At 51.8% G+C, this 23,511-nt stretch carries 27 protein-coding genes; 6 read left to right on the forward strand and 21 right to left on the reverse strand.

Annotation, left to right across the window (positions count from 1 at the left end):
* Positions 1-4 precede the first annotated feature (4 nt).
* From rsmD to DI14_RS04275, 3 genes are read right to left on the reverse strand one after another with little or no spacing between them, the layout of a single operon-like run.
* Positions 5-571 carry a 16S rRNA (guanine(966)-N(2))-methyltransferase RsmD gene (rsmD, locus tag DI14_RS04265; protein ID WP_034805646.1) on the reverse strand — a complete coding sequence of 189 codons (567 nt, stop codon included), beginning with the start codon at positions 569-571 and terminating at the stop codon, positions 5-7.
* A 56-nt stretch (positions 572-627) separates the two neighbouring features.
* Positions 628-891 (reverse strand): YlbG family protein, encoded by a 264-nt coding sequence (locus DI14_RS04270; RefSeq protein WP_051622553.1) that lies wholly within the window; start codon positions 889-891, stop codon positions 628-630.
* Positions 875-1,327, reverse strand: coding sequence for a YlbF family regulator (locus DI14_RS04275; protein ID WP_034805649.1), 453 nt, complete (start codon positions 1,325-1,327; stop codon positions 875-877). The genes DI14_RS04270 and DI14_RS04275 overlap by 17 nt, the downstream gene beginning before the upstream one ends.
* A 111-nt stretch (positions 1,328-1,438) precedes the next feature.
* Between DI14_RS04275 and DI14_RS04280 the strand changes: the two genes are divergently transcribed.
* A complete protein-coding gene (locus tag DI14_RS04280) occupies positions 1,439-2,212 on the forward strand; it encodes a RimK family alpha-L-glutamate ligase (protein WP_235193391.1) in 774 nt (257 codons plus the stop codon).
* Between the two features lie 101 nt (positions 2,213-2,313).
* Positions 2,314-2,673 (forward strand): YugN family protein, encoded by a 360-nt coding sequence (locus DI14_RS04285; protein WP_034805655.1) that lies wholly within the window; start codon positions 2,314-2,316, stop codon positions 2,671-2,673.
* A 91-nt stretch (positions 2,674-2,764) separates the two neighbouring features.
* Here the strand turns inward: DI14_RS04285 and DI14_RS15665 are convergent, their stop codons facing one another.
* The 11 genes from DI14_RS15665 to cyoE all read right to left on the reverse strand — a co-directional run bounded on the left by DI14_RS15665 (position 2,765) and on the right by cyoE (position 11,008).
* A complete protein-coding gene (locus DI14_RS15665; protein ID WP_255344258.1) occupies positions 2,765-3,049 on the reverse strand; it encodes a cysteine hydrolase family protein in 285 nt (94 codons plus the stop codon).
* 2 nt (positions 3,050-3,051) lie between these two features.
* Positions 3,052-3,255, reverse strand: coding sequence for an isochorismatase family protein (locus DI14_RS15670; protein WP_255344257.1), 204 nt, complete (start codon positions 3,253-3,255; stop codon positions 3,052-3,054).
* A gap of 418 nt (positions 3,256-3,673) precedes the next feature.
* A complete protein-coding gene (locus DI14_RS04295; RefSeq protein ID WP_034805672.1) occupies positions 3,674-3,946 on the reverse strand; it encodes a hypothetical protein in 273 nt (90 codons plus the stop codon).
* A gap of 5 nt (positions 3,947-3,951) precedes the next feature.
* Positions 3,952-4,566 (reverse strand): SCO family protein, encoded by a 615-nt coding sequence (locus tag DI14_RS04300; protein ID WP_034805675.1) that lies wholly within the window; start codon positions 4,564-4,566, stop codon positions 3,952-3,954.
* A 20-nt stretch (positions 4,567-4,586) separates the two neighbouring features.
* On the reverse strand, positions 4,587-5,048 hold the full coding sequence (locus tag DI14_RS04305; protein WP_034805677.1) for a DUF420 domain-containing protein: 462 nt from the start codon (positions 5,046-5,048) through the stop codon (positions 4,587-4,589).
* Between the two features lie 23 nt (positions 5,049-5,071).
* The gene (locus DI14_RS04310) at positions 5,072-5,995 is read right to left on the reverse strand and encodes a cytochrome c oxidase assembly protein (protein ID WP_034805680.1); all 924 of its coding nucleotides are present in this window, start codon (positions 5,993-5,995) and stop codon (positions 5,072-5,074) included.
* A gap of 132 nt (positions 5,996-6,127) precedes the next feature.
* A complete protein-coding gene (locus DI14_RS04315; protein WP_034805683.1) occupies positions 6,128-6,457 on the reverse strand; it encodes a cytochrome C oxidase subunit IV family protein in 330 nt (109 codons plus the stop codon).
* 1 nt (position 6,458) lies between these two features.
* Positions 6,459-7,085 (reverse strand): cytochrome c oxidase subunit 3, encoded by a 627-nt coding sequence (locus tag DI14_RS04320; protein ID WP_034805686.1) that lies wholly within the window; start codon positions 7,083-7,085, stop codon positions 6,459-6,461.
* Positions 7,086-8,924 carry a cytochrome c oxidase subunit I gene (gene ctaD / locus DI14_RS04325; protein WP_051622557.1) on the reverse strand — a complete coding sequence of 613 codons (1,839 nt, stop codon included), beginning with the start codon at positions 8,922-8,924 and terminating at the stop codon, positions 7,086-7,088.
* 68 nt (positions 8,925-8,992) lie between these two features.
* Positions 8,993-9,970, reverse strand: coding sequence for a cytochrome c oxidase subunit II (gene coxB, locus DI14_RS04330; protein WP_034805720.1), 978 nt, complete (start codon positions 9,968-9,970; stop codon positions 8,993-8,995).
* A gap of 108 nt (positions 9,971-10,078) precedes the next feature.
* A complete protein-coding gene (gene cyoE, locus DI14_RS04335) occupies positions 10,079-11,008 on the reverse strand; it encodes a heme o synthase (RefSeq protein WP_034805689.1) in 930 nt (309 codons plus the stop codon).
* Between the two features lie 331 nt (positions 11,009-11,339).
* Between cyoE and DI14_RS04340 the strand changes: the two genes are divergently transcribed.
* Positions 11,340-12,239: a heme A synthase gene (locus DI14_RS04340; RefSeq protein WP_034805692.1), complete on the forward strand. Its 900-nt coding sequence runs from the start codon at positions 11,340-11,342 to the stop codon at positions 12,237-12,239.
* Positions 12,240-12,309: 70 nt separating this feature from the next.
* Here the strand turns inward: DI14_RS04340 and DI14_RS04345 are convergent, their stop codons facing one another.
* From DI14_RS04345 to DI14_RS04360, 4 genes are all read right to left on the reverse strand, one after another.
* Positions 12,310-13,665, reverse strand: a complete 1,356-nt coding sequence (locus DI14_RS04345; RefSeq protein WP_034805695.1) for a deoxyribodipyrimidine photo-lyase — start codon at positions 13,663-13,665, stop codon at positions 12,310-12,312.
* Positions 13,666-13,717: 52 nt separating this feature from the next.
* Complete coding sequence (locus DI14_RS04350; protein ID WP_369792696.1) at positions 13,718-17,158, reverse strand: pyruvate carboxylase; 3,441 nt, start codon at positions 17,156-17,158, stop codon at positions 13,718-13,720.
* Positions 17,159-17,186: 28 nt separating this feature from the next.
* On the reverse strand, positions 17,187-18,422 hold the full coding sequence (locus DI14_RS04355; RefSeq protein ID WP_034805701.1) for an FtsW/RodA/SpoVE family cell cycle protein: 1,236 nt from the start codon (positions 18,420-18,422) through the stop codon (positions 17,187-17,189).
* An 87-nt stretch (positions 18,423-18,509) separates the two neighbouring features.
* Positions 18,510-18,788 (reverse strand): YlaN family protein, encoded by a 279-nt coding sequence (locus DI14_RS04360; RefSeq protein ID WP_034805704.1) that lies wholly within the window; start codon positions 18,786-18,788, stop codon positions 18,510-18,512.
* 172 nt (positions 18,789-18,960) lie between these two features.
* Here DI14_RS04360 and DI14_RS04365 point away from each other — a divergent pair, with 172 nt between their 5' ends.
* Together DI14_RS04365 and DI14_RS04370 are read left to right on the forward strand one after the other, a co-directional pair.
* On the forward strand, positions 18,961-19,428 hold the full coding sequence (locus DI14_RS04365; RefSeq protein WP_034805706.1) for a hypothetical protein: 468 nt from the start codon (positions 18,961-18,963) through the stop codon (positions 19,426-19,428).
* 94 nt (positions 19,429-19,522) lie between these two features.
* Entirely contained in the window at positions 19,523-20,719 is a 1,197-nt protein-coding gene (locus tag DI14_RS04370; protein ID WP_034805709.1) for a multidrug efflux MFS transporter, read from the forward strand.
* A 349-nt stretch (positions 20,720-21,068) separates the two neighbouring features.
* Here DI14_RS04370 and DI14_RS04375 read toward each other — a convergent pair whose 3' ends face one another.
* Positions 21,069-22,385, reverse strand: a complete 1,317-nt coding sequence (locus tag DI14_RS04375) for a PhoH family protein (RefSeq protein ID WP_034805711.1) — start codon at positions 22,383-22,385, stop codon at positions 21,069-21,071.
* A 32-nt stretch (positions 22,386-22,417) separates the two neighbouring features.
* Complete coding sequence (locus DI14_RS04380) at positions 22,418-22,867, reverse strand: hypothetical protein (protein WP_034805713.1); 450 nt, start codon at positions 22,865-22,867, stop codon at positions 22,418-22,420.
* 109 nt (positions 22,868-22,976) lie between these two features.
* Between DI14_RS04380 and DI14_RS04385 the strand changes: the two genes are divergently transcribed.
* On the forward strand, positions 22,977-23,177 hold the full coding sequence (locus DI14_RS04385; RefSeq protein ID WP_024369989.1) for a YlaI family protein: 201 nt from the start codon (positions 22,977-22,979) through the stop codon (positions 23,175-23,177).
* A 121-nt stretch (positions 23,178-23,298) separates the two neighbouring features.
* On the opposite strand, the gene DI14_RS04390 is transcribed toward DI14_RS04385, so the two are convergent.
* A partial coding sequence (locus tag DI14_RS04390) for a transposase (protein ID WP_034805714.1) occupies positions 23,299-23,511 on the reverse strand: 213 nt, incomplete at its 5' end.

Here is a 23,511-nt window from a genome sequence, read left to right on the forward strand (position 1 = left end):
GTTCTCACTCCTCAGTTGATGCGTACTCATAAAAACTGATCGTGATCACGTCTGAGTAGCGCTGAACTTTTATTTTTTCGAGTCGCCCGACACGTTCCGGCAACTCGGCCTCACTCCCATGTTCGCAGACGACGACCCCGTTATCGGTCAGGAGGTGGTTCGCCTCGATGAGCTGCAAAAACGTCTCATGTGCTTCGGCGTGATACGGTGGATCCATGAAAATGAGCTTGAATTCTCGTCCGCTCGTGATCAGCTCGTCGAGCGCTTGTCGTGCATCTTGACGATAAACGGTCGCATTCGCTTCGTAGCGCGTGACGCGCAAGTTCTCTTGAATCGTCTGAATCGCCTTCGTCTGCTTGTCGACGAACACCGCGTGGTCACAGCCACGGGAGAGCGCTTCGATTCCGAGCCCGCCACTTCCGGCATACAAATCGAGCGCGTCTCCCCCCGCGAAATAAGGACCGATGATGTTAAATAACGATTCTTTTACTTTATCTGTCGTCGGACGTGTCGCCGACCCCGGGACCGCTTTTAATCGTGTCCCTTTGCGTTCTCCTGAAATGACGCGCATGGTTCTCTCCCCCACCAGAAAAGATGAAGGTGTCGCCACCTTCATCTTGTTTCGTTTTATTTCTGTTTCGGCGCATACGTCTCGGCGATGAACGGCCGTTCGCTACGCACGACGTCCTCGACGAACGGCAACGCCCGCATTTGCTCGATGACCGCCTCGTGTCCGTCCAAGTCCGTATACAAAAAGGCATACTTCTCCCGTTTCGACACATAATACAAGTTCGCGTATCGTCTGAGCACTTTCACTTGTTTAAGCGACTGGACGTACACGACAAGGCCGATGCGTCCGTTCAGCTCAAACGAGTTAGACAGCACATCCACAGCTTCCGCCTCCTCCGCCACAGCTTCCTCCGCCGGAACAGCCACCCTCATCGAAGAACGGGTTGCCCGTCGGGACTTTTATTTTCGGGGATACGGAGTGGGCCAGTAAGCCGCTCACTTCCCCGAGCAGTTTGTCCAAATTCCGCTCCGCTTTCTTGAAAGCGGCCACTTCCGGTTGGACGTCGAGCCGACGCTTGACGAGATGCATCTCTTTTTTGATTCGGTCATGGTCCGGGTGATGTTTGCCGAACCGCTGCACGTACTCGTAATCTTCTTTCATGCGTAAAAACTCACGCTCTACGTCACGCGCCTCGTCTGACGCCAGGCGTGCCCGCTTCGTCGTGATATATGTTTGGAACGACTCGCTCGACTCAATCCATTCGGCCAACGTTTCGGTCTGGTCGAGAAGTACGATCGTCTGTTCAGTGATAATCATGGCTTTCACCCTTTCTGACATGATTTTACCACAATTGATTCCCTCTGTGAGCAATCGGCTTTATAATTGAATGTGACTCATGCGTTCAGAACAGAAAGGAAGTGAATCACCGTGCCTGCACGGTGTCCGATGAAAAAAGTCTCGTTCAATATGATTCGCTCGGCCGGCATCAAAACCGACTACGCGAAACCAGAATACTACTTTGACCAACTCGATAAAGTACGCGCCGCTGAACTCGTCTTGTTCCCCGAATATTGGATGGTCAATTCCATCATCTACGGTTTAAATAAACCGATTTATCCGTCTCCAGCGACGTATCACCTCGGCCACGATAAAATCGAGATGACGCGGGCGTTCAAGGCGACGTTCCCGGACCGCATCCCAAAGACCCTCATTTACGGAAAGAACGCGTACACGATTGAACGCGTGCTCGAGGAGTTCACCTATCCGTTCGTCGCCAAGACGGCAAAATCGTCGATGGGGCAAGGCGTCTGGCTCATCAAACAGGAGCAAGACTGGCTCGAGTATGTCGAGAAACACGATACGTTCTACGTACAAGAATATATCCCGAACGACCGTGACCTTCGCATCATCATCATCGGCGAAGACGTCGCCGGCGCCTACTGGCGTGTCAGCGAGGCGTTCCTAAACAACGTCGCCCAAGGCGCTCACTTCTCATATGACGATATCCCGCAAGACGTCGTCGACGAAGTGCTCGAGATTGCGAAGACGTTGCACATCAACCACGCGGCGTTCGATGTCATCGTCACCGCCGAAGGCTTTTATATCCTCGAGTTCAACGTCTTCTTCGGTTCAGAAGGCCTGATGCCGCTCGGAGTCCGCTTGGCAGAGAAGATTGACGCCTACCTCGAGACGCTTCGTTGACCGTTCATCTTTTTTTCACAATTTGAACACACGTTATTCCAACAATGTTTTTGGATATGATATGATGACATATGAGGTTTATTGAAAAAAGGGGGATTATGATGAAATTTGAGCAGTTCCACATCGAGGGAAAAGAGATCCGCTTCGGTTTGCTCGAGACGATCATGGATCATCATCATTTCATCCGTGAAGGCGCTTGGGACTATGAGCGTGCGACGTATGATATGAAATATGAGAAGCAATCGACGGGCGAGACGTTCTACCTTCGCTTACCGGTCTACGCGATTGAAGGCCAAATCGAGGACCGTCACGCTGTCGTAAAAATGTTGACACCGATTCTCGGGAAACACTATTACCCACACGGCGTCGAATATGACGAAGAGTTTCCGGAAGAGATTGTCCGCGACTGCGAGCGTCGCTTGACGGCTCTCGCCGACACATTAGAAGTCAAACCCCTTTAATCGTAAAGGGGTTTTTCATTTGAAGACAAATGTCTGTCAACGAAAAAGGACCCCCTATAGAGTCCGTATCCCGTCATGTTCAACCCCCAAGTCAAGCAGGTAAGTCCTCCACTCGAATAATCTTGCAGCCTTTCCCTTCATAATACTGAATCATCTCGGCAATCTTCTTTTGATCATAACTTGTTATACAATCGGACAAGACTTGAACATCATAGTTTGATTTTCGCATGTTGTAACACGTCGACTTCACGCAGGCGATGGCATCCGCCCCGGTGATGTAGAACGTCTCGACTTCATGCTGCTCGATGAAGGTTGCGAACGCTTCGCTCGTTAACGCGTTTCCTTTATATTTCGTGAAGACGTGGTCAGACACCACCTTCAAGTCCGGGACGAGCTCGGCCCCGCAGTACCCGTTTTAAACGTCCTCGTCCCTGCCGAGAGATTCTCATGACGGATGTAGACGACCGGCACGTCATGCTCGACGGCCCAATCAATCGAGTGATTGACGTTTATAATCACGGTTTTGTAATTTTTCGTAATATCGTTTTGAAGATCAATGACGACTAACGCTTCTTTTCCCATCCTTCTTCCTCCTCGTATCGAACGGATGTGCTGGTAGTCTTCTCTTTTCCTAATCATAACAGAGTTCACTTATGGAAAATATAGGTACAAAGAAAACAGGACTACGCTGTTGCCCCCGAGCTGTGGATGAGACGAATCGTGACCTGCGATTCGGTTCGTCTTCTTTGGGTTCAATGGTCCCGAGGCGCACGGCCCGACAGAAAAATTGAAGAAACGCAAAGACGAGAGGCCGCACAAAGGCGGCCTCTCGCGGCGCTCATCCGACGGCGCCGTAGACAATAGCGAGCGGAGGGAGACCCAGCAGCGTTACCCGATGCGGCTCCCTGCTCGCCCTAGGATAGCGGAGGCGTCAAGAGGATGAGCGAAAACATTCTGTTCGTCAACAATCCGAGGACCGCGCTTTGGCCCCTTCCTTTCGTTACGTCGCGATGACGTTAATCGTCACGTCGACTTGCCCGAGCAACAAATCGAATTGATCTCGGATGTAACGGTACAACCGTTCCGCCTCTACGAGCGAGAGCGGTGCGATCACTTGATAATCGTAGCGATCTTTCGACAAAGAAACGACTTTCACTTCAGCCAAGCCGAACTCGATTGCACTACATGCAATCAAACCCTCAATCGCCCGTTCCGCAATCGTCACATCTCCATACGAATAATCGTTCCCAATCACAGCCATCGTATCGTTCATCGTCTTCACTCCTTTTCAGCAACGAGCACGTTCACGTCCTCCATGATAGATTCGATATCGACCGGCTGATCTCCTGTCGTCGCCATTTGCGCGACGGCCCGCACGTCATGCTGTCGATCGACGATATACATCGTCGTGGCGTGCGTGACGAGCCCGCTGTTCGCCTTCGAATAATAGAATTGAAGCTGGCGCGTGATGCGGTCGATGTCCGCTTTCTCACCCGTCAACACTTTCCATCCTGTCGGTTCCGCTTGAAAGGCGGTACCGTAATTTTCAAGCACCGGTACCGTATCGACTTCCGGGTCGACCGTGATGGCGACGAGTTCGACATCGGTCCCATACAATCCGTCGGCCTTCAACTCTTGCTCGAGTTTCATAAAGTCCCGGAGCGTGAGCGGACAGATGTCCGGACAGTTCGTGTAAAAGAACGTAATCACTTTTACTTTCCCGTTGTCGGAGTTGTACGTCTCACCATCTAGTGCATTCGTGAGTGTGAACGGTGTCGGTTCTTGAATGACCGGCAAATCGTCCTGTTTAAAGAATAAGAAATAAGATGCGACGCCGATGGTGATTAGGACGGCTACCGTCAAACCGACCGTCATATAACTGTTCCGTTTCATCCTCATCCCCCTCTCTTGGGTCACCCTCCGATAATGGCGCGGAAGACGTTCGTCGTCTCACCCGGCTCGAACGCGACATAGAGGAGAACGTATACCGTGACACCGGTAATCGCCGTGAAGAACCAGACGACCGAGGCTTTCGGGGCAATCTTGCGGTGTTTTGCGACTTTGTTTTTATAACCGAGGTAGAGCGTGATCAAACCGAGCACGCCCCCCGTCGTCGCGAGTAAGATATGGAAAATCATGAACGCCAAATAATATGGTTTGATGCTGTCCGGACCGCCGAACGCCGTGTTGCCGACGAAGATGGTGCGTGACACGTAAAGAATGAAGAACGTCGTGGCGGCCACCGCTGCGGCCGTCATGACTTTTTTGTGCTTCTCGATGTCACGGCGGTCCCGTGCGATGATGACCCAGCCGATGGCGACTAAAATCGCGCTGAGCACAATGAATGAAACACTAATCAATGCAAGATAATTCATCGTTGTTTCCCCTTTGCCTTAACTCATTTTTTCTCTTGTTGCTCTTGCGGCGAGAACGACATGCCTTCCTCGAGCGCGAGCGACTTCGTGCGGCGAACCCAGCCAAAGAACGTCCAACCGAAGAAGAAGCCGTAGACGAGTTCTTGACCAAGCTTCATCAATACCCCGCCGAAGCGTTGGTCTTCTAGCGCACTATTCGTCGCACCCATGAGCGCGTTCAAATCGAGTCCTGACACGTCGCCGTTCGGCATACAGTAGCCGAGTACTGTCGCGAACGTCTCGACGTCCGTGTACGCATCGTAAAGGATATTATGACTAAAGATGATGAGCGCACATGCGGGCGTCAAAAGCACCCCGTTGGCGATGATGTATACCATCCGTTTCAAATCGGACATGCCTTCTTCTTCCTCTGAGAGGAACGGTGCGATCACCGGATACCACATCGTCAAACTGAAGACGACGAGCGCACCGTGGAAAATACGGTGGACTTCATAATTCGTCAACACGTAATCGAAGATGAATGGCATATGATACAACGTGAATAACGCGTTGAACAAGATGAGCGCGATGAGCGGCTTCGTCATGAACTTGAATGTCGGCCCAATCACTTTATAGCTAAATAATTTTTCAAATACCCAATACGGCAACCCGTAGACGACGAGCGCCGGTGCGAGCACGTAGACGAGCACCATTTGGAACATATGCACCGAGAAGATGATGTGCGCGAGCACGTCGACCGGGCTTCCGAATCCGATGTAATACAAAACGATGGCAAATAGCATACTGAACTTTTGCAACAACGTGGTCGACTCATATCCCCGCTTCGCCATTTTCTCTGTGACGACCGCGTACAGGACGTACAGTCCTACCATGAGCAATCCGAAGAATGGACTCCAAAGCGTCATCCAATCGAACTGCCTGAGTAGCTCTGATGTATTCCAGAGCATCCCTTCACCCCTTTTCTCTCTCCCAAACCGATGAAACCGTTCACTTCAAGATTACTATTCCTTTATTTTTGAAGTAAAGCAAAAAGGACCGAATCATCTGTGTTTCCACAGATGTTCAATCCTTTGTCACATTTACCAAATGAGCAAACGAAGTGCCGCTACCGTGATGATGGCGACAAAAATGCCGAGCCACATCATCCCAACGATCCATGTGTTACCACGGTTGTTCATATGCATGAACATGTACAACTGCAAGAACACTTGAATGATGGCGAGGATAATCAAGAAACCACCCGCCGCCCACACCGGCATGAGTTCAGCGTACACAGCGCCGAACGCTAGGAATGTGAGTAAAATCATCATGGCGAAACTGATCAACTGGAGCTGATATTCGCGTTTCGACTCGGCTTTTACTTCGAGTTCTAACTGCTTGTGCGATTCGTTCATTGGACGTTTTTCCATATTAGCTCACCATCCCTAGGAGATAGACGATCGAGAAGATGAAAACCCAGACGACATCGATGAAGTGCCAATACAGGCTCGACACATAAAACTTCGGTGCGTTGTACACATCGATTGGACGGTTCCAGTTCCGGATGAGAAGCGTCCCAATCCAGAGCAGACCGAACGTAACGTGCGCGCCGTGGAATCCGACGAGCGTGTAGAACGCTGAACCAAACGCGCTCGACGTGAACGTATGACCGATATGGTAGTAGTGAATGAACTCGTAAATCTCAGCTGCAAGGAAGCCCGCACCGAGAACGAGCGTGACGATCAACCAGAACTTCATGCGGCCAGGGTTGTTCGCTTTCATATTCATCATCGCGAGCACGCTCGTAAGCGAACTCGTGAGGAGGAGCATCGTCATGAAGAAGACGAGCCCCATCTCAAAGATATTGTACGAGCGGAGTTCCTCTGGCGCACCAGAGTTCAATAGGCCGACATACGTTCCGAATAGCGAGGCGAAGAGAACGGTCTCTCCACCAAGGAAGAACCAGAAGGCCACATATTTATTTTTCCCATCCAGCGTGGCTTTCTCTGGATTGGCCGGAAGGCCGGTTACCAGGTGTTTTTCAACTGCATGTGCCATTTATTGTTCTCCTTTCTCACGAATCGCTTTCAAATCCGCTTCGACTTGTGATTTTGGAATGTAGTATCCGTGATCGTCGATCCATGAACGGAGGAACATCGATACGAATGTCATGAGTAAACCGAATGCGATGAGCGACCAACCGATGATCATGTTGTCCTTTTGGAAAATCGCGCCAAGACCGGCGATGAACAATCCAAGTGACATGAAGAACGGAATCAACGAGTTGTTCGGCATGTGAATGTCTGTCACCGGTTCAGAGACAGATACCCGTTTGTTGCCAGCCATCTTCTCGAGCCAGAACGTATCGAGACCTTTGACGAGTGGCGTTTGCGCGAAGTTGTACTCTGGCGTCGGTACGGGAAGTGTCCACTCCAATGTACGACCGTCTTCCCAATGGTCTGGTTTGACAACTTGTTTCGACATGAATGCTTTCACGACTGCGACGAGCAAGATGATCGTCGACACACCCATGAAGAAGGCACCGATTGTCGACAGTAAGTTCATCGTTTCAAACCCTTGGTTCGGAAGGTATGTGAAGACGCGGCGTGGCATCCCGAACAATCCGAGGAAGTGTTGAGGGAAGAACGTCAAGTGGAAGCCAATAAAGAACAACCAGAACTGCCAATAGCCGAGCTTCTCAGAGAGTGCCTTACCGAACATGAGCGGGAACCAGTAGTAAAGTCCAGCAAACAGTCCGTAGACGACCCCACCTACGATTACGTAGTGGAAGTGAGCGACAACGAAGTAACTATCATGGTATTGATAATCCGCCGGTGCAACCGAGAGCATGACCCCTGTCATCCCTCCGACGAGGAACGATGGAATGAATGCGACCGAATAAAGCATCGCGACGTTGAACTTAATTTGGCCGCCCCAGAGCGTGAACAACCAGTTAAAGATTTTAACCCCGGTCGGGACAGCGATCGCCATCGTCGCGACCGCGAAGATTGAGTTGGCAACCGGTCCGAGACCGACTGTGAACATATGGTGGACCCAAACCATGAATCCGAGGAAACCGATGAGCATCGTCGCAAATACCATCGTCGTGTAACCGAAGAGGCGTTTACGTGCGAACGTCGGGATGATTTCCGAGAAAATACCGAAAGCCGGTAAAATCAAAATGTATACTTCCGGGTGACCGAAAATCCAGAAGAGGTGTTCCCAGATGATGACGTTTCCGCCCATCGCCGGGTTGAAGTAAACGGCTCCGAACAGTCGTTCGAACATCAACATGAACAATCCGACCGTAAGTGGCGGGAATGCGAAGACGATCAAAGCCGAAGCGACGAACGTCGTCCATGTGAAGAGCGGCATGCGCATGAGCTTCATGCCCGGTGCACGCATGTTCAAAATCGTGACGAGGAAGTTAATCCCGGCCATGAGTGAACCAAAACCTGAAATTTGAAGACCGAGCGCATAGAAGTCAACGCCCGTCGCTTCCGGTTGTGTCGAGAGCGGCGCATAAGCCGTCCACCCTGCGTTCGGTGCAGCGCCGAAGAACCAGCTCAAGTTGAGCATGACGCCACCGAAGAAGAACAACCAGAATCCAAGTGAGTTAATGAACGGGAACGCGACGTCGCGTGCCCCGATTTGAAGCGGTACGACGGCGTTCATGAAACCGAAGAGCATCGGCATCGCCGCTAGGAAAATCATCGTCGTTCCGTGCATTGTGATCAATTGGTTAAACGTCTCACCGCTGACGAAGTCGTTCATCGGACGAACGAGTTGCCAACGAATGAGTAACGCTTCAATTCCACCGAGAAGGAGGAAGAAAATCCCTGAGAACAAATACAAAATACCGATCTTTTTGTGGTCAACCGTCGTAATCCAGTCCATAAGGCCATTGTATTTACGCGATTGCTGCAATGCAGTGGTCTGTGCCACGTGAAATCCCCCTTTTCCCGTTAGTCAATCTTCTGATCGTACAAGAAGTCAACGAGTGCGTCTAACTCTTCATCACTGATTTGGCCTTCCGTGAAGCCAGGCATGAGCGCGCCTTGTTTCAAGCTTTGCGGGTCACGAATCCATTGCTTCAACTCTTCCTCGTTGTTCTCGAGGTAGCCAGCCAACCATTCGCGATCCCCATAGTTCGTCAAACTCGGCGCAACTTTCCCACCACCGTGACAGCTCAAGCAGCTCTCGACGTATACGGCTTCGCCGACTGTGAGGTTTTCGTTGTTCGCTGTGAGGCGTTCCGCGTCTTCATCTTGCTTCGCTTTCATGTCTTCAAGCCATTGATCGTAATCCGCTTGGTCGAGCGCGATGACTTTGAAGTCCATGAGGGCGTGTGACGGACCGCAAAGCTCGGCACATTTCCCGTAGAACGTACCTGGTTCGTTCGCATGGAGCCACATCTCATTATCGAGTCCTGGGTTCGTATCGGTCTTACCAGACAAGGCCGGTACCCAGAACGAGTGGATGACATCTTTTGACGTCAAGTTGATGCCGACTCGTTTACCAGTCGGAATGACGAGTTCTTGACCTGTGACGACACCGGCGTTCGGATATTCAAACTCCCACCAGTAAAGGTTCGCCGTGACGTTGATTTCTTCTTCTTTTTTCGCTTCTTTCGCTTTCGCGAGCTCGACGGTCGTCGTAATCGTCGGTACAGCGAGAATGATAAGTAAGATGATTGGAACGACTGTCCAAATCAATTCGAGCGTACTACTTCCTTCCACTTGCTTCGGAATCGAATCATCTTTCCGACGGAACTTTATAAGGACGTACACGTAAATAACCGTAACGATGACGAGTACGAAGAGCATGAGTGCCAAACTGATGAGAATGATGCGAAGCTGAATCTCAGCTCCTTCTCCCATCGGCCGCAATACAGACAATCCCTCAACGCCACACCCTGATAACAGGAGTGCAAACATCATCATCGGGACGATGCCAAACAGAAGCTTCTTAAATGATTTCACAACAATCCCCACTTTCTCCCAAAATGATGTGCAAAAGTATCTATATAGTGAGTGCGATTAAACGTGCCATCATGACGAAGGCAACGCCGTCAACATGAGAGCGACAATCCACACGACTAAATAAATCAATGAATAAAAGAACATTTTGTTGGCCCACTTGATTTCGTCCTCGGCTTTAAATCCTTTCAAACCGAGATACAACCAGTACCCCCCGAGCACGGCCGCGATAATCACGTAGACTGTACCGTAGTGCATGAACAGGAGCGATGCTGGAATGAGCGTCGCGATCCACCAAATGATTTGGCGTTTCGTAATGGCAAAACCGTTCACGACAGGAAGCATCGGAATGCCGGCTGCCCGATATTCTTCAACGCGACGCATCGCGAGCGCGAGGAAGTGCGGCGGTTGCCATAAGAACATGACGAGGAACATGAGCCACGCATCAATATGAAGCGCTGGGTCGATTGCGGCCCATCCGATTAGCGGCGGAACCGCTCCCGAAATACTGCCGACGACCGTGTTCAACGTGTGCGTCCGTTTCAGCCACATCGTATAGATGACGACATAAAAAAATGCCCCGATTAAACCGAATACTGCTGCCACATACGACACAATCAATAACATGAATGTCCCGACCGCGAGTTGCGTCAATCCGAGGAGTAAAATACGTTCTCCTGAAATTTTCCCGGTGACACTCGGTCGATTGTCCGTACGTCCCATCAAGTAATCGATATCACGGTCCACGAAGTTGTTTAGGTAACAACTCCCGGAGATGACGAGTGCGCTGCCTAACATGGTTAATAAGAGCTGCGGCCATACTTCAAATAAATAAAGTACGGGCGTATCGCTCTGGTATGTTGCTGCTACAAAGAAACCGGCAAACACTAACAATAAGTTAGCGCGGACGATTCCCATTTTTGCGAGAGCAACATAGTCACGGAATGAGGCGGATTCTGTATATTCTACTTCTACCGTCATTCCTGGGTTGACTTTTGTCATACTGACCCCCCCACATAATCACGAAATCCTCGTATTCTTTTCACAAAAAAACACAATATAAGCAAAGTACACCTAACTCATAACAAAGATACCATATTTTTAAAAAGAATACGTCGTTTATGCTTGTAAAATAGCGAGTTTTTTGTGACGAACGTGTGATAATTGTCACACCAAAAACCCATTACTAATACTAGAATAGCGATTTTGATAGCGATTGCAAGCTTTTCCGTTTCGTTTTTTGGATTGAAACCCGTATAATAAGTATGGCGAAAAAAATAAGAACTTACAAGGCGCAATTGTCGTGATTTTTCTCAAAAGCAGGTGGTAACGAATGCATAAAAAACTCGCACTATTCTCAGGGTTTGTCACCCTCGGGATGATGCTCGTCCTCATCATGGGTGGAACCGTGACGAAGACGGACTCGGGTGACGGCTGCGGCACGGACTGGCCGCTCTGTCACGGGAAACTGATCCCGACGAACCCGAGCGTCGAGACGATGATCGAATACAGTCACCGGGTCGTCTCCGGGATTGAAGGACTGCTGATCATCGCCTTGACGATTTGGACGTTCGCGGTCGTGAAAAACCGCTTCGACGTCAAAGTGTTCGCGTTCCTCGCGTTCATCTTCATGTTGATTCAGTCGATTATCGGAGCCGGCGCCGTCATTTGGCAACAGTCGGACGCGATCCTCGCCCTCCATTTCGGCATCTCGCTCGTCTCGTTCGCATCCTTACTTATCTTGACGATTCTCTTATTCGAGGGAGAACGGGTGCATAAGACCGTGTCTGAAAAATTGAAAATCCATCTGTACGGATTGACGATTTACACGATGGTCGTCGTCTACACCGGGGCATACGTCCGGCACCTCGGCGCAACGTACTCTTGCGTCGGCTGGCCGATTTGTGCGCAAGAGGTATGGACGTTCGAATCGTGGGTCCAGATGGGTCACCGCGCCATGGCCGCGTTGCTCGTCTTCTACACGCTTTACGTCCTCTACTTGGCTCGCCGTGAGACGAACCGTCTTGTCGAGCGTGGCATGTGGGCCTCGTTCTTCTTCATCATGCTCCAAGTCGGCACCGGGGCGTGGATCGTTCTCGGCGGGCACGCGACTTACGTGCCGCTCCTTCACGCCTTCTTGATCACGTGCTATTTCGGGATTATCTCCTACTTGGCGTATCATGCGTATCGGGCCCAAGCGAGTCATGATGCCTCGAAACAAAACATCAGCTAATGCGAAAACGGACCAAGTCGCTTTTGCGACCTGGTCCGTCTCTGGCCTTCCGTCTATTCGGGAGGCTTTTTTATTGCGCGTCTTTAAAGCGTTCGAGCGCCCTTGCCCGTGCTTCTTTATGGTCGACGACCGGGTCGACGTACCCGTCCCGTTCGCTTGCATCAGGGAAATGAATCGCCTTCGCGTCGAGATGGTCCAGCTCAGGCACAAACTTCCGGATGAACGTCCCGTCTTTGTCGAACTTCTCCGACTGCGTCGTCGGGTTAAAGATGCGGAAGTATGGAACCGCATCCGTTCCGACCGACGCGGCCCATTGCCAGCCCCCGATATTTGAGGCGGCCTCATAGTCGATCAACTTCCGTTCGAAATACCGCTCCCCTTTGCGCCAATCGATGAGCAAATGTTTTGATAAGAACGAGGCGACAATCATCCGTAAACGGTTGTGCATCCAACCCGTCTCGTTCATTTGGCGCATCGCCGCATCGACGATCGGATAACCGGTCTCCCCTCGGCACCAGCGGTCGAACTGTTCGTCGTTGTCCTCCCAGTCGAGGTGTTTATACTTGTCGTTGAACGGCCGGTCTTTCAGCCCTGGGAATTGGACCATAATCATGTAGTAGAACTCGCGCCACAACAGTTCGTCGTAATACGTGTCACGTCCTTTCGACTTCGGTGCCGACAAGACGGCGTCGGCGACGGTCCGAATCGATAAGACGCCGGTCCGTAAATACGGGGACAGACGGCTCGTCCCGGCGATGGACGGAACGTCACGGTCCTCGTCATACTGGTTGATCCGTTCGTTCACGAAGTCGGTCAACCGGTGTTTCGCAGCCGTCTCCCCGAGCGCTTTCCATTCCCGCTCGCACCGGTCGAACTGTTTCTTCAGTTCAGGCGGTACCTCGTTTTTTGACGTCACAAGTCGTTTCAAACTGTCACGACTCACTTCATACGGTTTTGGCGGCACCTCTTCATAGGCCGCCTTTTTGAACGGAGTGTACACTTTATAGGGATCACCGTCTTTTTTCGTGAAGGCGTTCGGTGCGAACAAGTGTCGATCGAGCAACCGGACGACGAGCACCTCATCCCCGAGTAACTTGATGACGTTGTCGTCTCGCTGTTTGAACGGCTCGACATACTCCGCATTGAAGTAAAGCGCCCCCACCGCTCCGAGTTGGTCGACAAAATCATCTTCCGTCTCGGCCACAATCACATGAAGCCCGAGGTCGCGTTCTTCTAATTCGTCCATGAAACGCTTCATCGTCGAGAAGTAATAGTCATGCCGCGTATCGAACGGGTCGCAGTATTTCGGATTCAGCCAAAACACGAACGCCACTTCATCGCCTTCCTCCGCGTCTTTCAAGACACGATGCAACATATGGTTGTCATGCAACCGAAAATCGGACCGGAACCAACAAACTCGTCTCATCTTTCCCTCTCCCATCTAAAAAAGAAGCATAGCCATGCTATGCTTCTTCCCATTATACAAACTCAATTAACAAGTCGTCACTTTGGATTGTGTCGCCTTCCTTGATGTGGATCGCTTTAATCTCCCCGTCCTGAGCGGCTTGGACGGTCGTTTCCATCTTCATCGCTTCCGTGACAAGCAGTTGCTCCCCGCGGTGGACACGGCTACCCGGTTCGACGAGTACTTTCAACACTGAGCCCGGCATCGACGCTCCGACTTGTTTCGGGTTCGTCCGGTCGACTTTCGGACGGCTCGTCGTCGCCGATTTCACGTTCACGTCTTTAATCTCGATTTCACGCGGTACCCCGTTCATCTCGTACGAGACAAGACGGATGCCATCCTCGTTCGGCGCACTCACCTGGACGAGCTTGATGATGAGCGTTTTCCCTGTCTCGATCTCGACTTGAATCGTCTCACCGACGTTCAATCCGTAGAAGAACGTCAACGTGTCGAGCACCGAGACGTCACCGTACGTGTTCGTATGTTTGACGTAGTCGTCATACACTTTTGGATAAAGCGCATGGGCGAGCAACTCGAAGTCTGTGACCGGACGTTCGAACTTCTCGAACAGCTCCGTCCGCGCCGCTTCGAAATTATACGGTTCAATCAACTTGCCAGGACGAACCTCGAGCGGGTTCTCCCCTTTCAAGATCGCTTGTTGCACATCGGTCGGGAAACCATCTGGAGGCGTCCCGAGCTCGCCACGCATCATCTCGACGACCGAATCCGGGAAGTCGAGTTGGTGACCGCGATCAATCACATCTTGTTCGCTCAAGTTATGTTGGACCATGAAGAGCGCCATGTCGCCGACGACTTTCGACGACGGTGTTACTTTGACGATATCTCCGAACAACATGTTGACGCGGGCATACATCGCCTTCACTTCGCTCCAACGGTCACCCAATCCGACCGCTTTCGCTTGTTGCTGCAAGTTCGAGTACTGTCCGCCCGGCATCTCGTGCTCATATACCGACGGGTTCGAAGCGCGCATGTCGCTCTCGAACGGCTCGTAGTTATGACGCACATCTTGCCAGTAGTCGCTGATGACCTCGTAATGCTTCGCATCGATTTTCGGTTGACGTGCGTGATGGTCAAGCGCATAAATCAAGCTGCCGCCTGAAGGCTGCGACGTCATCCCTGACATCGAGCTCGCCGCCACGTCGACGATATCGACGCCCGCATCGGTCGCCCGGGCGTACGTGAAGATTCCGTTGCCCGAAGCGTCATGCGTATGCAAGTGGATCGGCAAGTCAACGGCATCTTTCAATGCCGAGACGAGCGCATACGCCGATTCCGGTTTGAGCAGGCCGGCCATGTCCTTGATGGCAAGGATGTGGGCCCCGCTCGCTTCGAGTTTCTTCGCCAAGTCGACGTAATACGGCAAGTGATATTTCGGCCGGTTGCCGTCATATAAGTCACCTGTATAACAGATTGCCGCCTCGGCGACTTTCCCTGTCGGAAGCGTCGCATCGATTGCCAATTGAATCGATTCGACGTTGTTCAAACTATCAAAGATTCGGAAGACGTCGACACCGGCATACGCCGCCTCGTGGACGAACTTCTCGATGACGTTATCGGCATAGTTTTTGTATCCGACGGCGTTCGCCCCACGTAAGAGCATTTGAATCAAGACGTTCGGCATCCGTTCACGCAGGCGCATGAGTCGGACCCATGGGTCTTCTGACAAGAAACGGTACGCCACATCGAACGTCGCCCCGCCCCACGCCTCGACCGAGAACAGTTCCGGCATAAGCTTGCTCGTCGGCTCCGCGATATTTAAGATGTCTTGCGTGCGCATCCGGGTCGCGAGGAGCGACTGATGGGCGTCGCGCATCGTCGTATCGGTCAATAACAGCTCAGGCTGACGTTTGACCCAATCGGCGAGACCGGTCGGACCGAGCTCCGTCAAGATTTGTTTCGAGCCCGGCTTCGCCTCGGCCGGAAGGTCGTGCGGAATCCGGACCGAGCGACTGATTGGTTTGTCTTTCAATCCGACGCCCGGGAATCCGTTCACCGTGACGTCGCCGATATAGTTGAGTAACTTCGTTCCACGGTCTTTCCGTTTCGGGAAGACGAACAGTTCCGGCGTTTCATCGATGAACGACGTGTTATAGTCACCGCTAATAAAGTTCTGGTGCTTCATCACGTTAATCAAGAACGGGATGTTCGTCTTGATGCCGCGAATCCGGAACTCGTTCAAGTTACGGACCATCTTCGAAGCAGCTTGTTCGAACGTCATCCCATGCGTCGACAACTTGACGAGGAGCGAGTCATAATATGGTGAGATTTCAGCCCCGACATAAGCGTTCCCGCCGTCAAGGCGAACCCCGAACCCGCCCGGTGAACGATACGCCATAATCTTCCCGGTGTCCGGCATGAAACTGTTGGCCGGGTCTTCTGACGTGACGCGCGATTGAATCGCGAAACCGAGCAACTTGATATCTTCTTGCTTCGGCATGTGAATCATTTCACCGTGGAGCGACTCGCCTTGCGCGATCATGAGTTGCGTCTGGACGATATCGAATCCGGTCACCATCTCGGTGATTGTATGCTCGACTTGGATGCGCGGGTTGACCTCGATGAAGTAGAACGACTCGTCTTCTGTGACGAGGAACTCGACCGTCCCGGCGTTCACGTAGCCGACATGGCGCATCAGCTGGACGGCCGCGTCGCAAATCGCTTGGCGCGACTCTTCCGAGAGCGTCACACACGGTGCGACTTCGACAACTTTTTGGTGACGGCGCTGGACCGAGCAGTCGCGTTCGAACAAGTGGATGATGTTACCGTGGTCATCACCGAGGATTTGGACCTCGATATGTTTTGGTCGTTCGACCAGTTTCTCTATGTACACTTCGTCCGAACCGAACGCTTGCTTCGCTTCTGACTTGGCACGTTCAATCAAATCTTTCATCTCAGCTTCTGAACGGATGACGCGCATGCCGCGTCCGCCGCCGCCCATCGCGGCTTTGACCATGAGCGGGAATCCGTGCTCGTTTGAGAACGCCAAGGCGTCTTCATACGATGTGAGCGGACCGTCTGAACCCGGGATGACCGGTAGGCCGGCCGCAATCGCGTTTTGACGGGCCCGAACCTTGTCCCCGAACGCATGCAAGTGGGATTCGTTCGGCCCGACAAAGATGATGCCTTCTTCGCGGCAACGACGTGCTAGTTCGATGTTCTCTGACAAGAAACCGTAGCCCGGGTGAATCGCGTCAGCTCCCGATTGCTTCGCGATTCGAATGACGTCCTCGATATCGAGATACGCATCGATTGGCTTTTTATCCAAGCCGACTAAATACGCTTCGTCGGCTTTGAAGCGGTGTAACGATCCGCTATCTTCTTGTGAATAGATGGCAACGGTGCGCATGCCGAGCTCTGTGGCGGCACGAAATACACGAATGGCAATCTCACCACGGTTGGCTACTAGTAATTTGCTAATTGGTTTCAAATGAATTCCCCCCATAAAAGTAGTCCTTTCAGTCTTACCTTACTACATGCAATGACGAGCTTTGAACGTTTTCTGCTGACTTTTCACGAATTTCAGCCCGTCTTGTCGCTTCCCGATGTCGATTCCGCATCGAGATGCTACTCAGTACACCGAGAATACCCATCGTCATGATGAGCGACGTCCCCCCGTAACTGACGAGCGGAAGCGTGACGCCGGTACCCGGGAACCAACCCGACATCGCCCCGATGTTGATGGCCGTTTGGACCATCAACTGCGCCGCGATCCCGAAGGAGACGAACATGGCGAAGTGGTTGTCCGTATGATTGGCGATGTTGATGGCGCGGAACGCGATGAAAAACAGTAACGTCAAGACGGTCACGACGCCGATGAAGCCGAGCTCTTCCGCGATGATGGACATGATATAATCCGTCTCCGGCTCCGGCAAGTATCCATACTTTTGATAACTGTTCCCGAGTCCGACGCCCGTCAGTCCGCCATGGACGATGGAGATAATCGACATGAGCAACTGGTGCCCGTAACCTTCCGGGTCCATAAACGGATTGAACACGACGTCGACACGACTCACCTGATTATCGGTGAAGACGAACGTATACATCGCATAGACGAAGCCGACCCCTGCCAAAATTGCCGGGATGATGATGCGAAGTGGTGACCCGACCGCGAGCCACATCATGAACATGATGGCGCCAAGGACGAACAGTCCCCCGTGGTCCGGTTGCCCGTTGATGGCGATGGCATACGGGAGGAAATAATAAATGATTGGAATCAGGAAGAACGCCCCGATTTGAGCACGCCATCCTTTCTTGACGATGGCGGCCCGTCCGATTCGGCCCGGTAGCCCTTTTAGCTCATGGTTCCAGAGCCGGTGATAGTAGTTCGCGAGCAATAAGATCAGCGCGAACTTCGCGATCTCAACCGGTTGCATCGTGAAACCACCGACGACGAGCCATGCCCGGGCACCGTTCAACGGTGGCATCGCCCATGTGACGAACAACAGGATGACCGTCAACGCATAAAGACCATATAAGATGTGTGTCTTCCGAAAGTTCTCATAACGGAAGAGCGTCGCCACTAAATAAACGAATACGCCGATTCCGGCATAGATGAGCTGCCGATAAAATAGGCCACTATTCGCATAATCCCCTCGGTTCCACACACTCGCACTGTAAATCATGACCGAGCTGATGCCGACGAGCATGAGCACGGCGATAAACAACGTAAAATCAAAATACTGAAATCTCGTTTTCATCTGTTCACTTCCTTATGTACAGCAATCCGATTGACCATTATAAAAAAATACTCAAACAGCGCCGCTTGCACAGTTTGAGTATAAGGTTCATAGTTCTGAAGCTTCCGCGAGCGCGGATAACTTTTGTTCCAATGAATCGAGCAGTCCTTTACCTTCAATGTCTGAAATGAGTCCAAGACGGACCGCAAAATCAATTTGGCGTGATAGACCGAACATATGTGTATCAAGCACCTCTTCATAAAGCGGGCACTTCGGCATTTTTAGGTTTTCTAACTGCACTTCAATCAAACAACGGATTTTCTCCGCATCGGCTTCAAGTAATTGAAGCGCTTGCTCCCGTTGGACTGCAGCCAAATTTGTCGCCACTACGACCCCTCCTCCGTACAATGACAGACTGTTTGTCATAACTCAACTGTACATTATAATTCATCATAATTCAATGTACAGTCGCGATTCAAGGCGAGTTTCTGTCTTGTTCACAAATTGATGCCAAACCTTGTATAATGAACAGTGTACCGTGAATAAAGGGGGACTACCAATGATTTTTCCGTTAGACGGGGCTGTACGTCACGCTTTGACAATCGACCCGACCGTATGGATTTTTGACGAGCGCAAGCGAAATGTCGAGGCACTTGATTCCGAACTCGAAAGCGATCAGGACGCTTATTATGCCAAAATGGGGAAGGCATGGGATGAGGGGCTGACACAAGGCGCTCGAATCGACCATAACAAACCGATGTCACGTGCCGATAAAGATGCGGCACTCCGCGATTCGTTCGCCATGCCGTTCGCACCGTTTTTACAAAACGCCGAACCGCTCGCGACCGCGACTCACGTTAGCTTTTACGGGGAAACGACGTTGACGCTCTCGCTCGCTGAAGCGAGCAGTGTCTATCTTCAATTCTCAAAGGACGGCAAAGTGCTCACAGACGGGCCTGTATATGTGCTCTATGACAATCAGTGCATTCGCTCGGTCGACCATATCGTCGTCCGCAGCAACGGATGAGGAGGCTTTTGCCTTCTCTTTTTTTAGACTTTTTACTTCATAAAGTGTAAGATATATCCTATGTAGATTCATTCGAAAGGAAGTGACGCTCACGGTGCCACTATGGAAAAAGAATTTAATCATCGTTTGGCTCGGAAGTTTCTTGACGGCCGCCTCGATGAGTCTCGTGTTGCCGTTCCTTCCGCTCTTTATTGAAGAGCTGGGTGTGCACGACCCGGACGATGTCGTCACATGGTCGGCCATCGCGTTCGGTGCCACGTTCCTCGTCGCCGCCTTCGTCTCCCCGCTATGGGGAAGGCTCGCGGACCAAAAAGGGCGTAAATTGATGCTCATCCGAGCGAGTCTTGGGATGGCGACGGTCATGACGCTCATCAGTTTCGTCCAAGACATTTATCAACTCGTCGGGCTTCGGCTCTTAATGGGTGCCGTCTCCGGATTTATCTCGGCCGGCATCACGCTTGTCGCTTCACAAACACCAAAAGAGAAAAGTGGCTGGGCGCTCGGTACGTTGTCGACCGGTGGCATCACCGGTGGTCTCCTCGGTCCGCTAATTGGCGGACTGCTCGCTGACTGGGTTGGGCTTCGATCCGTTTTTCTCTTTACAGGAAGTGCGCTCTTCTTGACGTTTCTCATCACACTCGTATTCGTCAAAGAAGACTTCGTACCCGTGGCGCGTGAAAAACTCGATTCGACGAAATCGATTATTCGCTCGCTTCGCCATCCGCAACTGATACTCAGCTTGTTTGTCACGACATTCTTAATCACGTTCTCCACGCAGTCGATCGGCCCGTTATTGACGCTTTACGTCCGGGAGTTAAATCCGTATACGACGTCGCTTGCATTTCTTGCTGGAATCGTCGCCTCGGCCCCGGGAGTCGCCGCCCTGATTTCGGCGCCGCGGCTCGGCCAATGGTCGGACCGTTTCGGCGCGGAACGCATCTTGTTTTGGGCGCTCATCGTCTATAGCGCGCTCCTCATCCCACAGGCGTTCGTCACATCGACGACACAGCTCGTCTTCTTACGCTTCGGTCTCGGGTTCGCGACAGCGGCGCTCCTGCCGTCCGTACAGTCGTTGCTGCGGCAACATACGCCGAGCTTCGCCACAGGTCGAATCTTCTCATACAATCAGTCCGCCCAGTTTATGGGGAATTTGCTCGGTCCGTTGTTCGGATCTCAAATCGTCGTCCATTTTGGATTTTCGGCTTTGTTCGTCGTCACCGGGCTCATCATGTTGATGAACGCATTTTTAGAGAAATCAAACGTTCGTTCACTTGTTGCAAAGCCAAAATAAAACGCCGAACGTTATCTCGGCGCAGGATGTTGACGAACCAAATCGCCCCTTGCGATTTGATTCGTCTTTTTTGTGTTCAACGAGTTCAATCTACTCACCCCGACACGGAATGGATGACGTACGATGTCGACGTTCGTTTCGGATATCATGGCGACAGAAATAGAAAAACGGCCGTCAGATGGCGACCCGACTCCTGCAGGAGAGCAATCCGACGGAGACCCAGCAGCGACGCGAGTCGCGATGCGGCTCCGGGATTGCCTGCGGAAAGCGTGGGCGCCGGAAGGACGAGCGATTCGATTGATGTTAGTCAACAAGCTGAAAACGCCGAGCGCGCGCTCGGCGTTTTTTGTTATAGCAAGTCGGCGGCCAACCGGGCGAGCGACGAACGCTCCCCTTTGACGAGTTGGACGTGACCGAACACGTTTTGTCCTTTGAATCGTTCGACCGCATACGTCAACCCGTTCGAATACTCATCCAAGTACGGATGGTCGATTTGATACGGATCGCCGACGAGGACGATTTTCGAGTTTTCGCCGACACGGGTTAAAATCGTCTTAATCTCATGCTTCGTCAAGTTCTGCGCCTCATCGATGATGATGAACTGGTCCGGCATGCTGCGTCCGCGAATATACGTGAGCGCCTCGAGTTGAATCGATTTGATGCCGGCCAAGATATTGCCGAGTTCGTCTTTTGAATTGGCGTTGAATAAAAATTCCAAGTTATCATAAATCGGTTGCATCCACGGACGGAGTTTCTCTTCCATCTCGCCCGGTAGATACCCGATATCGTTCCCCATCGGGACGACCGGCCGCGCGACGACGAGCTTGTTGAAGCGATGTTCGTCCTCGACGAGGGAGAGGCCCGCCGCGAGCGCGAGCAACGTCTTCCCGGTCCCGGCTTTACCGAGCAGCGTGACGAACGGGATGTCATCACGGAGCAGTAAATCGAGTGCCATCCGTTGTTGGACGTTACGCGGGTGGATGCCCCAAACATGGTCGGCATCGAGCGATAAAGGCCGGATGATCGGTTGCAACGCGTCGACGACGGCGAGAACGCTCGCTTTCGAGACGTTGCTTTTCAAGACGACGAACGAGTTCGGATACAGCTGATTTTTCGAAATGGCCGACACAGGCAATTGACGCACTTTATAGAATTCGTCGATGAGCGTTTGGTCGACCTCAAATTCGCGGTACCCGGCATACAGGTTCGTCGTATCGACGATATGGTCCGTCAAATAGTCCTCGGCTTCGATGCCGATGGCGTCCGCTTTGACACGGACGAGTATATCTTTCGACACGACCACGACTTTTCGGTTCGGGTCGTGCTCGTATTGTTTCATAAGTCCTAATGCGACGGTCAAGATCCGGTTGTCATTCGTCATGACGTCGAACGGAAAATCGACCGAATGTTCATGGCCGATCTCGACGAACAACCGGCCTCCGTTTTCGAGCGGCACCCCGTCGTGCAGTTTCGCGGTCGTCCGAAGTTGGTCGAGGACACGCGCCGTCTCTCGGGCGTTGCGACCGACCTCATCCATGTTTCGCTTCTTCCCATCGAGTTCCTCTAAGACGATCGCCGGGATGACGACATCGTGCTCATCAAATTGAAATAAAGAGAGTGGATCGTGTAAGAGTACGTTCGTATCGAGCACATATGTTTTTTTCATAGACTTTGCCGCCCCTCGCAAATTGTTGGTGATCAGGAGTTCAAGCTTTCCTTGACTTCACGGTCCAACTTTTCTGCTGCTTCCACATCGTACGTCTTGATGATTTCCGGTTGCCCGAACATGGCGCCGTAAAACGAGATGTTCCGAACTTCCTCGATCCGCCCTTCGAAAAAGCGAAGGTGTAGCGCCGGAACGATACTAGGTTCAAACTCCGCGACCGGAGATAACGTCGCGTTGTACGCCGAGCCGTCTTCGATAAAGACGAGGCTCGCTGTTTTTTCTTGTCGCAATAGCGTGATTAAATGTGAGTTTTTCGTCAGGGCGAACCGAATCGTCTGTCGCGTCGGGGTTTGCACCCAACTGATGGCATGTGTCGTCGGCCATCGCTTCGCTTCGTCGAACGCGACTAATATCGATAACGGCATGTCGTTCAACGCACCCTGTTGCGCTTCAGTCAACTCAAACATCGCTTTACTTGCCATACACTCCCCTCCTCCACGGGTATATGAAATGCTTTCGCCCTTACCTCATTCATTCCCTGCTTTTCTATTGTGAAATCATGCTATAATCAAGAAAGAGGAAGGTGAGACCATGCGCGTAAAGTGCTCTCTTTGTGATAAAGTCGAAACGATTGACTCGTGGTCGTTTGAAGCGAAACGGCTTCGCAACAAACCCGCCAAAACGTATATGTGCCAAACGTGCCAAGAACGTATTTCCGAACGAACGGCAGAGCGGAATGCGACCGGTCACTTCAACTTATATCCGTCGTTCCGCCAAAAGCGGAGATGGTAATCAAAAATGACGCCCCGCATAGTGGAGGGCACTGAAAAACCTCCGCTCTATCCGAGCGTGAAAAGAAAAAAGGGGGATTGAACCGACTCACGTCGGGACAATCCCTCTTTTTTCCTTGCCCTCATCCTGTATTTTCTTTTCGAAGGGCGATGATTCGCTTCAGGTTGACCGCAATGATTGCCATCACGCCCTGTAACGTCATGCCTTTCAGGTCTGACGTCTTGTTGCGCGCCAGACCTTGCGGGTTCTTCAATTGACTATTTTTCGCGTCGATGGCGAAGCGCTTGCGGCGATAGTCCTTGAACTCATCCGTCTGCTCGTACTCGTACTGTTT

It is taken from the genome of Exiguobacterium sp. AB2, from assembly GCF_000696055.1.
Lineage (GTDB): Bacteria > Bacillota > Bacilli > Exiguobacteriales > Exiguobacteriaceae > Exiguobacterium > Exiguobacterium alkaliphilum.